Genomic DNA, 13,974 nt, shown 5'->3' on the forward strand with positions numbered 1-13,974 from the left:
CGGCTTTTTTATTTCAGGCCGAAACATGACTGATTACCTGCTGCTCTTTGTCGGAACTGTACTGGTCAATAACTTTGTACTGGTCAAATTCCTGGGCCTTTGTCCCTTTATGGGCGTATCCAAAAAACTGGAAACCGCCATGGGGATGGGCCTCGCGACGACCTTTGTCATGACGCTGGCGTCGATATGCGCCTGGCTTATCGACACCTGGATACTTATTCCGCTGGATCTGATTTATCTGCGGACGCTGGCCTTTATCCTCGTCATTGCTGTGGTCGTGCAATTTACCGAAATGGTTGTGCGGAAAACCAGCCCGGCGTTATACCGCTTGTTAGGCATCTTCTTACCACTGATTACCACTAACTGTGCGGTTCTGGGCGTAGCGTTACTGAATATTAATCTCGGTCATCACTTTCTTCAGTCGGCGCTGTACGGATTTTCCGCCGCCGTCGGTTTTTCATTAGTGATGGTTCTGTTTGCCGCCATCCGCGAACGCCTTGCCGTGGCGGATGTGCCCGCCCCTTTTCGTGGTAACGCGATAGCATTGATTACCGCAGGATTAATGTCTTTGGCCTTTATGGGCTTTAGTGGTTTGGTGAAGTTGTAATGAATACTATCTGGATTGCCGTTGGCGCCCTGACCCTTCTGGGCCTGGTGTTCGGCGCCATTCTGGGTTATGCCTCCCGCCGATTCGCGGTTGAAGATGATCCGGTTGTTGAAAAAATCGATGCGATTTTGCCGCAGAGTCAGTGTGGTCAGTGCGGCTATCCCGGCTGTCGCCCCTACGCCGAAGCCGTGGGTCTTCAGGGCGAGAAAATCAATCGTTGCGCGCCCGGCGGCGAAGCCGTCATGCTGAAAATGGCAGAATTGCTAAACGTAGAGCCGCAACCATGCGATGGTGAAGAACAGCAGGCTGCGCCAGTACGTATGCTGGCAGTTATTGATGAAAATAACTGCATTGGCTGCACAAAATGCATTCAGGCCTGCCCGGTTGACGCCATCGTTGGCGCAACGCGCGCCATGCACACGGTCATGAGCGATCTCTGTACTGGCTGTAATCTGTGCGTCGATCCGTGTCCGACGCACTGCATCGAATTACGTCCGGTGAATGAGACGCCCGACAGTTGGAAATGGGATTTGAACACCATTCCCGTTCGCATCATTCCCGTGGAACAACATGCTTAAACTATTTTCCGCTTTCAGAAAAGATAAAATCTGGGATTTCGACGGTGGTATTCATCCGCCCGAAATGAAGTCCCAGTCAAACGGCACGCCGCTGCGCCAGGTGCCTTTAGCGCCGCGCTTTGTTATCCCTTTAAAACAGCACATTGGCGCTGAGGGCGAGCTGTGCGTTAGCGTCGGCGATCGCGTGCTACGCGGCCAGGCGCTTACCCGTGGACGTGGAAGAATGCTGCCGGTACACGCGCCCACCTCCGGGACGGTTATCGCTATTGCCCCCCACTCGACGGCACATCCTTCGGCGCTGGCGGAGTTAAGCGTCATCATTGATGCCGACGGCGAGGACCGCTGGATTGAACGCGAGGGCTGGTCTGATTACCGCGCCCACAGCCGTGAAGCGCTCATTGAACGCATTCATCAGTATGGCGTTGCCGGGCTTGGCGGCGCAGGGTTTCCCACCGGCGTTAAATTGCAGGGCGGCGGCGATAAAATCACCACGCTTATTATCAATGCCGCAGAGTGCGAACCTTACATTACGGCGGACGATCGTTTGATGCAGGACTGCGCCGCGCAGATTGTGGAAGGTATTCGCATCCTGGCGCATATTCTGCAACCGCGTGAAGTATTAATCGGCATTGAAGATAACAAACCGCAGGCTATTTCCATGCTGCGCGCCGTACTGGCTGACGCCCACGATATTTCGTTACGTGTGATCCCAACCAAATACCCTTCCGGCGGCGCAAAACAGCTCACCCAAATACTGACGGGAAAACAGGTTCCCCACGGCGGGCGCTCCTCTGATATTGGCGTGCTGATGCAAAACGTCGGTACGGCTTATGCCGTTAAACGCGCCGTGATTGACGGCGAACCGATCACAGAACGCGTCGTCACCTTAACGGGTGAAGCGGTAAGCCGTCCGGGTAACGTCTGGGCGCGGCTCGGCACTCCCGTTCGTCATTTGCTTAACGATGCCGGGTTCTGCCCTTCCGCTGACCAGATGGTCATCATGGGCGGCCCGTTGATGGGATTCACCCTTCCCTGGCTTGACGTACCGGTCGTAAAAATCACCAACTGCCTGCTGGCGCCATCCGTGACTGAAATGGGGGCGCCTCAGGAAGAGAAAAGCTGTATTCGTTGCAGCGCTTGCGCTGACGCCTGCCCTGCCGACCTTTTACCGCAGCAGCTTTATTGGTTCAGCAAAGGGCAGCAGCATGACAAGGCTACCGCTCACCATATTGCTGATTGTATAGAATGCGGCGCCTGCGCCTGGGTCTGCCCGAGTAATATTCCGCTCGTCCAATATTTCCGTCAGGAAAAAGCGGAGATTACTGCGATCAGGCTTGAAGAAAAACGCGCCGCCGAAGCCAAAGCACGTTTTGAGGCTCGTCAGGCAAGACTGGAGCGCGAAAAAGCCGCCCGCCTTGCACGTCACAAGAGCGCAGCGGTACAACCAGCGGCAAAAGATCAGGATGCCATTGCCGCTGCGCTGGCGCGGGTAAAAGAGAAACAGGCGCAGGCCACGCAACCGGTGGTTATTCAGGCGGGTAGTCTGCCAGACAATAGCGCCGTCATCGCGGCCCGTGAAGCGCGTAAAGCGCAAGCGCGCGCTAAACAAGCCGCTCATCCGGTGGCTGACAGCGCGATACCCGGCGACGACCCGCGTAAAGCCGCAGTGGAGGCGGCTATCGCTCGCGCCAAAGCCCGCAAACAGGAGCAGCAGGCCGGAAGCGAACCTGCCGAACCGGTCGATCCGCGCAAAGCCGCAGTGGAGGCGGCTATCGCTCGCGCCAAAGCCCGCAAACAGGAGCAGCAGGCCGGAAGCGAACCTGCCGAAGCGGTCGACCCGCGCAAAGCCGCGGTGGAAGCGGCTATCGCCCGCGCCAAAGCCCGCAAGCAGGAGCAGCAGGCCGGAGGCGAACCTGCCGAACCGGTCGATCCGCGTAAAGCCGCGGTGGAAGCGGCCATCGCCCGCGCCAAAGCCCGTAAGCAGGAGCAGCAGACCGGAAGCGAACCTGCCGAACCGGTAGACCCGCGTAAAGCCGCGGTTGCTGCGGCTATCGCCCGCGTTCAGGCAAAAAAAGCAGCACAGCAGCAGGTTGTTAACGAGGATTAAATGGTATTCAGAATCGCAAGCTCGCCTTATACCCATAACCAGCGCCAGACATCGCGAATCATGTTGCTGGTATTAATCGCCGCTCTGCCGGGGATTGCCGCGCAGACGTGGTTTTTTGGTTGGGGAACGCTTTTCCAGATCGTTCTGGCTGCTATCACGGCGCTCGTCGCAGAAGCCATTGTCCTCAGGCTGCGCAAACAATCGGTCGCCAGTCACCTGCAGGATTATTCCGCGTTATTGACGGGGCTTTTGCTGGCGGTCAGCATCCCTCCGCTTGCGCCCTGGTGGATGGTCGTGCTGGGAACCGGATTCGCCATTATTATCGCTAAACAGTTATATGGCGGGCTGGGACAAAACCCCTTTAATCCGGCCATGATCGGTTACGTGGTGCTATTAATTTCCTTTCCGGTGCAAATGACAAGCTGGTTGCCGCCTTATGAAATAGCCGCAACAACGCCCGATATGCTGGACACGTTGCGGATGATTTTTACCGGGCATACCGCCAGCGGCGGCGATATGACGCTGCTACGTATCGGTATTGACGGTATCAGCCAGGCGACGCCGCTGGATACGTTTAAAACGTCCTTGCGCGCCGGGCACTCCGTTGAGCAAATCATGCAGTACCCGATATACAGCGGCGCGCTGGCCGGCGTGGGCTGGCAGTGGGTTAACCTCGCCTGGCTTGTCGGCGGCGTATTCCTGCTGTGGCAAAAAGCTATCCGCTGGCATATCCCGGTCAGTTTTCTGCTCACGCTGGCGCTATGCGCCGCGTTAGGCTGGCTTTTCTCGCCCGCTACGCTGGCCTCGCCGCAGCTTCATCTGCTGTCAGGCGCCACCATGCTGGGCGCATTTTTTATCTTGACGGATCCGGTTACCGCCTCCACGACCAACCGTGGACGTTTAATTTTCGGCGCGCTGGCTGGGGTATTAGTGTGGCTGATTCGTAGCTTCGGCGGCTATCCGGACGGCGTTGCTTTTGCTGTCCTGTTGGCGAATATCACGGTTCCTCTGATCGACTACTACACGCGCCCCCGCGTCTATGGACATCGCAAAGGATAAACCATGCTGAAAACGATTCGTAAACACGGTATTACGCTGGCGCTTTTTGCCGCAGGCTCTACGGGATTGACCGCGGTGATTAATCAGATGACAAAATCAACCATCCACGAACAAGCGCTGCAACAACAACATGCCCTGTTCGATCAGGTATTGCCGCCAGATCGTTACAATAATAATCTGCAAGAGAGCTGTTATCTGGTCGATGCGCCCGCCCTCGGCAAAGGCACACACCGTGTTTTTATCGCTCGCAAGGATGATAAACCCGTAGCGGCCATCATTGAGGCCACCGCGCCAGATGGCTATTCCGGCGCTATCCAGCTTATTGTTGGCGCAGATTTCAACGGTACCGTCCTGGGGACGCGTGTGACGGAACATCATGAGACGCCAGGGTTAGGTGATAAAATTGAGCGCCGTTTGTCTGACTGGATTACCCACTTTAGCGGTAAAACCATCAGCGGTGAAAATGATACGCACTGGGCGGTGAAAAAAGATGGCGGTGATTTTGATCAATTTACCGGGGCGACAATAACGCCGCGCGCCGTGGTGAATGCGGTTAAACGCGCCGGGCTGTACGCCGAATCACTGCCCGCTCAGCTCCCCCATTTAACCGCCTGTGGAGAATAGCCATGAGCGAAATAAAAGACATTGTTGTTCAGGGGTTATGGAAAAATAACTCTGCTCTGGTGCAGCTACTTGGCCTGTGCCCTTTACTGGCGGTGACGTCTACGGCAACCAACGCTCTGGGGCTGGGTCTGGCCACAACGCTGGTATTAACGCTGACCAACCTTACGGTGTCCGCACTACGTCGCTGGACGCCGGCAGAAATCCGTATCCCGATTTACGTTATGATCATTGCCTCGGTGGTAAGCGCAGTACAGATGCTGATCAATGCGTATGCGTTCGGTTTATATCAGTCTTTAGGGATTTTTATTCCGCTGATTGTAACGAACTGCATTGTTGTCGGTCGCGCCGAAGCGTTTGCCGCGAAAAAAGGACCGTGGCTTTCCGCGTTGGACGGTTTTTCCATCGGCATGGGCGCGACAGGCGCGATGTTCGTGCTGGGTTCGCTGCGCGAGATCCTCGGGAATGGTACGCTTTTCGATGGCGCGGATAGCCTGCTGGGAGGCTGGGCAAAAGTATTACGGGTCGAGATATTTCACACTGACTCGCCTTTCCTGCTGGCGATGCTGCCGCCAGGCGCGTTTATCGGTCTGGGACTCATGCTGGCGGTAAAATATCTTATTGATGAAAAAATGAAGAAACGCCGCGCCGAAACCGCGCCTTCCGCAGTTCCGGCAGGTGAAACAGGGAAAGTCTGATGAACAAAGCAAAAAGGCTGGAAATTCTGACGCGCCTGCGCGACAACAATCCGCACCCCACAACGGAACTCAATTTCACGTCGCCGTTTGAGTTGCTGATTGCCGTGTTGCTTTCCGCGCAGGCAACCGACGTCAGCGTGAACAAGGCTACCGCCAAACTTTACCCGGTCGCCAATACGCCAGCCGCGATGCTGGAACTGGGCGTAGAAGGCGTGAAATCCTATATCAAAACCATCGGTTTATTTAACAGTAAAGCGGAAAACGTGATTAAGACCTGCCGTATTTTACTGGACAAGCATAATGGCGAAGTGCCGGAGGATCGGGCGGCGCTGGAAGCGCTTCCCGGCGTGGGGCGTAAAACCGCTAACGTAGTACTAAATACCGCCTTCGGCTGGCCGACCATCGCCGTTGATACGCATATATTTCGTGTATGCAACCGAACACAGTTCGCACCGGGTAAAAATGTCGAGCAGGTAGAAGAGAAGTTACTAAAAGTGGTGCCGAATGAGTTCAAAGTGGACTGTCATCACTGGTTAATTTTGCATGGCCGCTATACCTGTATCGCCCGAAAACCCCGCTGCGGCTCCTGCCTCATTGAAGACCTTTGCGAATACAAAGAAAAAGTCGATATTTGATATGCTCGGAGCGCGTCCGTCACGCCAGCGCGCTCCCACCTTCGGCCTGGATCTATTTTAGCCATCAATCATTCCAGTCTCTGTCCTTTTTCTGATGTAATGTGCTTTCGTTTTCCCTCCACGTCAGGTTAATCATTTTTTTAATCGCGAAAATTTCTATCTATCCGTGATCGGGATCACTTTGATAACTTCATGTAAAATTTAATGACACCTAAGGTTACATTTACAACCGGATAGACTGACGCCCCGTTTTCACTACAAAACATTACTCTGCCATTTTTTCAGATAATGGCCTATATCACTGCTTTTCACCTTAAATAGCAGAAGATATCGCCTTTCACCCAAACTAATGGCCTTTTTGCAGTGTAAAAATCTGCCATTCTTCAAATGAAGAAATTTAACGCTGGATAACATTTCTGACATCGGACGATTCAACCAGAAGAGTTATATGTAACAGATTATTACAAAGCTCTTGTCTGGAGAGGAAAGATAGTGAACATTACCTGCCGTTTCCCCTCCAATATAACAATCGGACGGATGAGTCTGACTCATCACGCGCCAGACAATCCCTGTTAATACGGGGCGTAAAAAAGAGGTAAAAGTGTCTACTGCAAACAAAAAACCAACTGAAAGCGTCAGTTTGAACGCTTTCAAACAACCGAAGGCGTTCTATCTCATCTTCTCGATAGAGTTATGGGAGCGTTTTGGTTATTACGGCCTGCAAGGCATTATGGCCGTCTACCTGGTAAAACAACTGGGTATGTCAGAAGCGGATTCCATCACCCTTTTCTCTTCCTTCAGTGCGCTGGTGTACGGCCTGGTCGCCATTGGCGGTTGGTTAGGTGATAAAATTCTGGGCACCAAACGCGTTATTATGCTGGGTGCCGTGGTGCTGGCTATCGGTTATGCGCTGGTCGCATGGTCTGGTCATGACGCTGGCATCGTCTATATGGGCATGGCGGCTATCGCTGTGGGTAACGGTCTGTTTAAAGCTAACCCGTCTTCCCTGCTGTCTACCTGTTACGCGAAGGACGATCCGCGTCTCGACGGCGCATTTACGATGTATTATATGTCCGTCAACATCGGCTCCTTCTTCTCTATGCTGGCGACGCCGTGGCTGGCGGCGCGTTATGGCTGGAGCACCGCGTTTGCGCTTAGCGTCGTCGGTATGCTGATAACCGTCGTTAACTTTGCTTTCTGCCAGCGCTGGGTGAAAAGCTACGGTTCCAAACCCGACTTTGAACCGATCAACTTCCGTAATCTGCTGCTGACCATCGTGGGTATTGTCGTTCTGATTGCGGTCGCCACCTGGCTGCTGCACAACCAGGATATCGCGCGTATGGTGCTGGGCGTAATCGCTCTTGGCATCGTCATTATCTTCGGTAAAGAAGCGTTTTCCATGCACGGCGCGGCGCGCCGTAAAATGATCGTCGCCTTTATTTTGATGCTGCAGGCGATTATCTTCTTCGTACTGTACAGCCAGATGCCGACGTCGCTGAACTTCTTTGCCATTCGTAACGTCGAGCACTCTATTCTCGGTATCGCGTTCGAACCGGAACAGTATCAGGCGCTGAACCCATTCTGGATCATTATCGGCAGCCCGATTCTGGCCGCTATCTATAACAGGATGGGCGATACGCTGCCGATGCCGATGAAATTCGCCATTGGTATGGTGCTGTGTTCCGGCGCGTTCCTGATTCTGCCGCTGGGCGCCAAATTTGCGAACGATGCCGGCATCGTATCCGTAAACTGGCTGATCGCAAGCTACGGCCTGCAAAGTATCGGTGAGCTGATGATCTCCGGTCTGGGCCTGGCAATGGTCGCACAGTTGGTTCCGCAGCGTCTGATGGGCTTCATCATGGGTAGCTGGTTCCTGACAACGGCAGGCGCTAACATCATCGGCGGTTATGTCGCCAACCTGATGGCTGTGCCGAGCGACGTGACTGACCCACTGATGTCCCTGGAAGTCTATGGTCGCGTATTTATGCAGATTGGCATAGCAACCGCCGTTATCGCCGTCCTGATGCTGCTGACAGCGCCTAAGCTGAACCGTATGACCCAGGACGATGATACCGCTGAAAAAGGCTCTAAAGCCGCTACAGTTTAATTTTCCGGGAAACAACATTCAGGCCGCTAACTGTGCGTTAGCGGCTTTTTTTTTGCTCGTCCCCGCACTACCATACTTTAAACCTCAGCAAAAAGGAGTTACCGATGAAACTGTTCTACAAACCGGGTGCCTGCTCTCTTGCTTCCCATATTACCCTGCGCGAAATTGGCAAAGACTTTACGCTTGATGGCGTCGATCTCGCAAAAAAACGCCTGGAAAACGGTGATGATTACCTGGCAGTCAACCCTAAAGGACAGGTTCCGGCTCTGCTGCTGGATGACGGTACACTGTTGACTGAAGGCGTCGCCATTATGCAGTACCTCGCCGACAGCGTTCCCGACCGCCAGCTTCTGGCGCCGGTAAGTAGTCTTGCTCGCTATCATACGCTGGAATGGCTCAACTATATTGCAACGGAACTGCATAAAGGCTTTACCCCGCTGTTCCGCCCTGACACGCCGGAAACACTCAAACCCGCCGTTCGCGCCGGTCTGGAAAAGAAATTTCAGTATGTGGATGAGTCGCTTTCAGACGACCAGTGGATTTGCGGCCAGCGTTTTACCATTGCAGACGCTTATCTGTTTACCGTATTGCGTTGGGCCTATGGCGTAAAACTGAATATGGACGGGTTAACGCATATTGAAAGTTATATGCAGCGTGTCGCAAAAAGACCGACCGTTGCGGCAGCGCTTAAAGCGGAAGGACTGAATTAATGTCATGTTGCCGGATAGCTCGCTGTACCGCCATCCGGCCTCTTTTTAGCAGCAATAATTACAGCCGCGTTGCGCTGAAGTAATGTTCAGGGTTAGCGATCCTGTCCTGGGCCGCCACGACCTGCAGTTCGTACTCCTGCATCGTTTTGGTGGCGATCATAATCTCATAGACTGCCGCCGTAACGTGCTCCAGCGCCTGCTGCAACGTCGCGCCCTGCAAAAGTTTGACCAGCAATAAACCACTGGTGACATCGCCAACGCCAACCGGCTGACGTGAGCCGAAATCCACCAGCGGACGGCTAATATGCCAGGCTTCCTGCGCTGTCACCAGCAGCATTTCAAAGCGTTCTGAACTGTAACCGGCGCGGGCGAGATGTTTTACCAGTACAATTTCTGGCCCCTGAGCAATCAGTTCTCGCGCCGCCTGCACGGCGTCATTCACATTATTCACGCTATGTTTGCTGAGAATTTCCAGTTCAATCAGGTTAGGCGCGATAATATCGCTGGCGGGTAGCGCATAACGCACATGGAACTCTGCGACGCCAGGCGCCACGATACAGCCCTTTTCCGGATGCCCCATCACGGGATCGCAGAAATATTTTGCCTGCGGATTTGCCGCTTTAACCTGGCGCACAATACCGAGAATGTGTTCTCCCTGCTCGGCAGATCCCAGGTAACCGCTAAGTACGGCGTCGCAGTGCGCTAACTGGCCAATGTCCGCAATCCCCTGGACAATCTCAGTCAGATGGCTGGGCGGCATAACACAGCCGGTCCATTTACCATATTGCGTGTGGTTAGAAAACTGAACGGTATTCAGCGGCCAAACATTTGCGCCAAGACGGCGCATGGGAAATTCGGCGGCGCTGTTGCCCGCATGTCCGAAAACAACATGGGACTGGATAGCGAGGATATTCTTCATTTTTTTACCTGAACATCAAAAATAAGGGAGTGATTTCTCACTCCCTGTTACTTAATGCCTTATTTCCAGCAAATCAGACAATAGTTCTTTTTGCCGCGACGTAATAAGGTATAGCGGCCAAACAGACGGTCCTCATCGTTAAAGATGTATTCAGGATCGGATTGTTTTTCACCATTGATAGTGACAGCGTTGGAGGCGATAGTCTTACGCGCCTGACCACGCGACGGCTGGAGTTCGGCGTCTACCAGCGCCTGCATCAGGTCGGCGCCTTTTTCCATTTCAACCATCGGTACGCCGTCCTGCGCCAACTGCTCAAAGTCAGCTTCGCTCAGCGCGCTCAGTGAACCGCTGAACAGGCATTCAGTGATCCGTTTCGCCGCAACCAGCCCCTCTTCACCATGAACCAGGCGCGTCACCTGCTCGGCCAGCACATACTGCGCGCGCGGCGCTTTACCGCTGTTTTTATCTTCTTCTTCCAGGGCATTGATCTCTTCAATGTCCATAAAAGTGAAGAATTTCAGGAAGCGATAAACATCGGCATCTGCGGTGTTAATCCAGAACTGGTAGAATTTGTACGGACTGGTTTTCTTCGGATCCAGCCAGACAGCGCCGCCTTCGGTTTTACCGAATTTCGTGCCGTCAGCTTTGGTGATCAGCGGAACGGTCAAACCAAATACCTGATTCTGGTGCAGGCGACGGGTCAGGTCGATACCGGAAGTGATGTTCCCCCACTGGTCAGAACCGCCAATCTGTAAGGCAACGCCGTGCAGTTTATTCAGACAAGCGAAGTCGTACCCCTGTAGCAGGTTATAAGAGAACTCCGTGAAAGAGATACCCTGATCGTCACGGTTCAGACGCTGCTTCACCGCTTCTTTGTTGATCATCTGATTAACGGAAAAATGTTTACCGATATCGCGCAGGAAAGTCAGCACATTCATGCTGCCGAACCAGTCATAGTTATTGGCCGCGATGGCGGAGTTTTCGCCGCAATCAAAGTCCAGGAATGGGGCAACCTGTTTACGAATTTTCGCCACCCACTCCTGAACGGTCTCTTCAGTGTTCAGTTTACGCTCGGCGGCTTTGAAGCTCGGGTCGCCAATCAGACCGGTCGCGCCGCCTACCAGCGCAACAGGTTTGTGCCCTGCCTGCTGGAAGCGTTTCAGGCATAACAATGGAACCAGATGCCCCAAATGCAAGCTGTCAGCGGTAGGATCGAAGCCGCAATAGAGCGCGATCGGGCCTTGCGCCAGTCGCTCTGCCAACGCGTCTTCGTCCGTCACCTGGGCTACCAGCCCCCGCTCTTGCAATTGTTTAATCAAGTTACTGCTTGCCATCAAAATCTCCATGTATAAAACGACTGCACCTTTGCCGGTACACGACTTTTCGCCAGACGCGAAAGAGACATAGCATAAAACGGCGGATTCATCCGCACCAGTGCTTAAAACAAGATTTTTGCATCTTTAGGGCGCAAGACGGTCGATTTTCCATGCGCCGTCGTCGCGTTGGTACAAAAAGCGATCGTGCAGACGATGTTCGCCGCCCTGCCAGAACTCCATCTGTTCGATACTCACGCGAAAACCGCCCCAGAAGCTGGGTAACGGCACTTCGCCCTGTTGAAATTTCTGCTTGAGCTCCAGGAATTTGCTTTCGAGGATACCGCGCGCGGAAATGCGGCTGGATTGTTTAGAGACCCATGCGCCAATCTGGCTGTCGCGCGGACGACTGTGGAAATACCTCACCACCTCAAGTGTGGAGAGACGCTCGGCTTTGCCTGTCACCATCACCTGGCGTTCAAGCATATGCCAGGGAAATAACAGGCTGATACGCGGATTGTGCTCAATTTGATGCGCCTTGCGGCTTCCCAGGTTGGTATAAAAGACCAGGCCTTTTTCATCGTAATGCTTGAGCAATACAATACGCTGGTACGGTTGCCCCTTGTCATCTACGGTCGCCACGACCATTGCCGTCGGATCGGCCAGTCTGGCGTCGCACGCTTGCCCAAGCCAGCGCTCAAATAAGGTTAACGGTTCAGCGGGTAAATCGCGGCGACGCAAGCCGCCTTTCGTGTATTCACGGCGCAGATGCGCGATCTGCTGCAATTGGTCGTTATCAGACATGGCGTTGATCAGAAATAATCAGTGGGTGGCGCTATTGTGCGCCCCCATACTGAAAATCTCAACGCTTCGGATTTTGTAACTGACAGTTATTAAGCACAATTCTGTCTCGTTTATAGACCGTGGCGCTCTCGCCTTGCGACCAGAAAACATAAATCCCGTCGGTATAACGCGCGCCCGAGGCCGAGATTCCTTGCTTCAGGGTCAGCAGCTTATTGTCATAAACAAAACTGACCTCTTCACGCGGGTTATTGACTTTAACGGTAAGCGGCTTCTCATCACACTGGTATTCCAGCGTATCCGTTTGCATACGTTCAACAAATTGTTGATAAACGCTACAGCCGGTCAGCAGCACAGGTAAACACATTATTGCGATCTTTTTCATAGGCATATCCCGAAAGCTCTCCTGCTTCTGGAAGGGCAAACGCCCCTTCCTGACCTTGCTAGTTTACCGATATAGGGTCCGGGAAAAATTCAGTTAACTCTGAGTTATTGGGTTAGCCGGGTAAATAGCGCCTAAAACACTGGCTTCTGTAGCCCCCGTCACGGAAGGTAAATTTCCCGGCAGGCCCGCGAGCGTTCGCCAGGCAAGCCATGCAAAGGCCAGCGCTTCCATATCATCGCCGCAGATCCCCGCCTTATCGGTGGTCGAAACCTCGATACCGGGCAACAGCGCCGCCAGACGGGCCATCACTAACGGATTCCGACTTCCGCCGCCACAGACCATCAGCCGCTCGCAGCCGCCATTGAGCAGCACCTGTTGGGCGATGGAGACCGCCGTCAGCTCCGCCAACGTGGCCTGTACATCGCGCGCGTCTGCGCCAGGGAAAGCCGTAAGATGACGCTCTAACCAGCCATAGTTGAAATATTCGCGTCCTGTACTTTTGGGCGCCGACGCAGCAAAGTACGGATCGCGCAACATCTTTTGCAGCAATGGAAGAATAACCTGACCTTCTTTCGCCCATGCCGCGTCTTTGTCGTAGGGCTGCGCGCATTGTCGCCAAATCCACGCATCCATCAACATATTACCCGGCCCCGTGTCGTACCCGCGCACCGCCTGTCCGGGGAAAAGCAGAGATAAATTGGCGATGCCGCCGATATTCAGGACCATACGTTTTTCCGTCGGATGTCCCAACAGCGCGTGATGGAAAGCGGGCACCAGCGGCGCGCCTTGTCCGCCCAGCGCAATATCCCGCCGCCGAAAATCGCCGACCACTGTAATCCCCGTATGGGCGACGATGTGATTATTATCGCCAATTTGCAGCGTATGCGGGGCCTCGCCGGTCGGCTCATGCCAGACCGTTTGCCCATGACAACCAATGGCGACGATATCCCGCGGCTGCAAACGTTGTTGCGCTAACAGCGCATTAACCGCCTGTGCAAAAAGCCGGCCTAACTGGGTATCCAGCTGGCCGAGTTGCGAGAGCGTAAGCGGTTGCCCCTGGCAAATATCGAGAATGCCTTTTTTCAGATGAACGGGAATGGGCCAGGTGAGACTTGCCTGTTGCGCTACCATTGTTTCATCAATTGCCGCCAGTACAACATCCACGCCATCAAGGCTGGTTCCGGACATAACGCCAATAAAACGGCCCGATTTCATACCTCTTCCTTATTAAGCTGGGTTAAGCCTTAACACTCGGCATAACGTATTTTGCAATGCGATGCCCGCGTCACGTTTTTTGCCGTGCCGTCCACGGATATCAATAACCTATCTTTTCTTGCTTCCCACTTCGTTTAAGATTAGTTAATTAACTTCTGATTATGATTTTTACATTCTTTCGGCAGAAGATATGACCTTAACTGCATAAATGCCATATAA

14 protein-coding genes are annotated in these 13,974 nt (G+C 53.6%); 9 read left to right on the forward strand and 5 right to left on the reverse strand.

What is annotated here, in order from left to right; translation table 11 throughout:
- Window positions 1–25 precede the first annotated feature (25 nt).
- The 9 genes from rsxA to gstA all read left to right on the forward strand — a co-directional run bounded on the left by rsxA (window position 26) and on the right by gstA (window position 9,122).
- On the forward strand, window positions 26–607 hold the full coding sequence (gene rsxA, locus K8W53_RS12195; RefSeq protein WP_000133179.1) for an electron transport complex subunit RsxA: 582 nt from the start codon (window positions 26–28) through the stop codon (window positions 605–607).
- Entirely contained in the window at window positions 607–1,185 is a 579-nt protein-coding gene (gene rsxB, locus K8W53_RS12200; RefSeq protein WP_001092600.1) for an electron transport complex subunit RsxB, read from the forward strand. The genes rsxA and rsxB overlap by 1 nt, the downstream gene beginning before the upstream one ends.
- Window positions 1,178–3,292 carry an electron transport complex subunit RsxC gene (rsxC, locus tag K8W53_RS12205; protein ID WP_052939357.1) on the forward strand — a complete coding sequence of 705 codons (2,115 nt, stop codon included), beginning with the start codon at window positions 1,178–1,180 and terminating at the stop codon, window positions 3,290–3,292. Before rsxB ends, rsxC begins: the two co-directional genes overlap by 8 nt.
- Window positions 3,293–4,351 carry an electron transport complex subunit RsxD gene (gene rsxD, locus K8W53_RS12210; protein WP_000231891.1) on the forward strand — a complete coding sequence of 353 codons (1,059 nt, stop codon included), beginning with the start codon at window positions 3,293–3,295 and terminating at the stop codon, window positions 4,349–4,351.
- A gap of 3 nt (window positions 4,352–4,354) precedes the next feature.
- Window positions 4,355–4,975 (forward strand): electron transport complex subunit RsxG, encoded by a 621-nt coding sequence (gene rsxG, locus K8W53_RS12215; protein ID WP_000920822.1) that lies wholly within the window; start codon window positions 4,355–4,357, stop codon window positions 4,973–4,975.
- Window positions 4,976–4,977: 2 nt separating this feature from the next.
- The gene (locus tag K8W53_RS12220; protein WP_001289628.1) at window positions 4,978–5,670 is read left to right on the forward strand and encodes an electron transport complex subunit E; all 693 of its coding nucleotides are present in this window, start codon (window positions 4,978–4,980) and stop codon (window positions 5,668–5,670) included.
- Window positions 5,670–6,305 carry an endonuclease III gene (gene nth, locus K8W53_RS12225; RefSeq protein WP_001030318.1) on the forward strand — a complete coding sequence of 212 codons (636 nt, stop codon included), beginning with the start codon at window positions 5,670–5,672 and terminating at the stop codon, window positions 6,303–6,305. The genes K8W53_RS12220 and nth overlap by 1 nt, the downstream gene beginning before the upstream one ends.
- Window positions 6,306–6,906: 601 nt before the next feature.
- Entirely contained in the window at window positions 6,907–8,412 is a 1,506-nt protein-coding gene (gene dtpA / locus K8W53_RS12230) for a dipeptide/tripeptide permease DtpA (protein WP_000100911.1), read from the forward strand.
- A gap of 104 nt (window positions 8,413–8,516) precedes the next feature.
- Window positions 8,517–9,122, forward strand: coding sequence for a glutathione transferase GstA (gene gstA, locus K8W53_RS12235; RefSeq protein ID WP_000765723.1), 606 nt, complete (start codon window positions 8,517–8,519; stop codon window positions 9,120–9,122).
- Between the two features lie 58 nt (window positions 9,123–9,180).
- Here the strand turns inward: gstA and pdxY are convergent, their stop codons facing one another.
- The 5 genes from pdxY to anmK form a co-directional block, all read right to left on the reverse strand.
- Window positions 9,181–10,041, reverse strand: coding sequence for a pyridoxal kinase PdxY (gene pdxY, locus K8W53_RS12240; RefSeq protein WP_000789736.1), 861 nt, complete (start codon window positions 10,039–10,041; stop codon window positions 9,181–9,183).
- Between the two features lie 59 nt (window positions 10,042–10,100).
- The gene (gene tyrS / locus K8W53_RS12245) at window positions 10,101–11,375 is read right to left on the reverse strand and encodes a tyrosine--tRNA ligase (RefSeq protein ID WP_000168626.1); all 1,275 of its coding nucleotides are present in this window, start codon (window positions 11,373–11,375) and stop codon (window positions 10,101–10,103) included.
- Between the two features lie 126 nt (window positions 11,376–11,501).
- Complete coding sequence (gene pdxH / locus K8W53_RS12250; protein WP_001282334.1) at window positions 11,502–12,158, reverse strand: pyridoxamine 5'-phosphate oxidase; 657 nt, start codon at window positions 12,156–12,158, stop codon at window positions 11,502–11,504.
- Between the two features lie 58 nt (window positions 12,159–12,216).
- Window positions 12,217–12,546, reverse strand: coding sequence for a C-type lysozyme inhibitor (mliC, locus tag K8W53_RS12255; protein WP_001132086.1), 330 nt, complete (start codon window positions 12,544–12,546; stop codon window positions 12,217–12,219).
- Between the two features lie 87 nt (window positions 12,547–12,633).
- Entirely contained in the window at window positions 12,634–13,755 is a 1,122-nt protein-coding gene (anmK, locus tag K8W53_RS12260; protein WP_023223723.1) for an anhydro-N-acetylmuramic acid kinase, read from the reverse strand.
- Window positions 13,756–13,974 lie beyond the last annotated feature (219 nt).

This window comes from Salmonella sp. A29-2, assembly GCF_020150755.1.
Classification (GTDB): Bacteria; Pseudomonadota; Gammaproteobacteria; order Enterobacterales; family Enterobacteriaceae; genus Salmonella; species Salmonella enterica.

Excerpts from the sequence above, each read along its gene's own strand:
- rsxA (WP_000133179.1), top strand. The coding sequence starts at position 26 with ATGACTGATTACCTGCTGCTCTTTGTCGGAACTGTACTGGTCAATAAC.
- rsxB (WP_001092600.1), top strand. The coding sequence starts at position 607 with ATGAATACTATCTGGATTGCCGTTGGCGCCCTGACCCTTCTGGGCCTG.
- rsxC (WP_052939357.1), top strand. The coding sequence starts at position 1,178 with ATGCTTAAACTATTTTCCGCTTTCAGAAAAGATAAAATCTGGGATTTC.
- rsxD (WP_000231891.1), top strand. The coding sequence starts at position 3,293 with ATGGTATTCAGAATCGCAAGCTCGCCTTATACCCATAACCAGCGCCAG.
- rsxG (WP_000920822.1), top strand. The coding sequence starts at position 4,355 with ATGCTGAAAACGATTCGTAAACACGGTATTACGCTGGCGCTTTTTGCC.
- K8W53_RS12220 (WP_001289628.1), top strand. The coding sequence starts at position 4,978 with ATGAGCGAAATAAAAGACATTGTTGTTCAGGGGTTATGGAAAAATAAC.
- nth (WP_001030318.1), top strand. The coding sequence starts at position 5,670 with ATGAACAAAGCAAAAAGGCTGGAAATTCTGACGCGCCTGCGCGACAAC.
- gstA (WP_000765723.1), top strand. The coding sequence starts at position 8,517 with ATGAAACTGTTCTACAAACCGGGTGCCTGCTCTCTTGCTTCCCATATT.
- pdxY (WP_000789736.1), bottom strand. The coding sequence starts at position 10,041 with ATGAAGAATATCCTCGCTATCCAGTCCCATGTTGTTTTCGGACATGCG.
- tyrS (WP_000168626.1), bottom strand. The coding sequence starts at position 11,375 with ATGGCAAGCAGTAACTTGATTAAACAATTGCAAGAGCGGGGGCTGGTA.
- pdxH (WP_001282334.1), bottom strand. The coding sequence starts at position 12,158 with ATGTCTGATAACGACCAATTGCAGCAGATCGCGCATCTGCGCCGTGAA.
- mliC (WP_001132086.1), bottom strand. The coding sequence starts at position 12,546 with ATGCCTATGAAAAAGATCGCAATAATGTGTTTACCTGTGCTGCTGACC.
- anmK (WP_023223723.1), bottom strand. The coding sequence starts at position 13,755 with ATGAAATCGGGCCGTTTTATTGGCGTTATGTCCGGAACCAGCCTTGAT.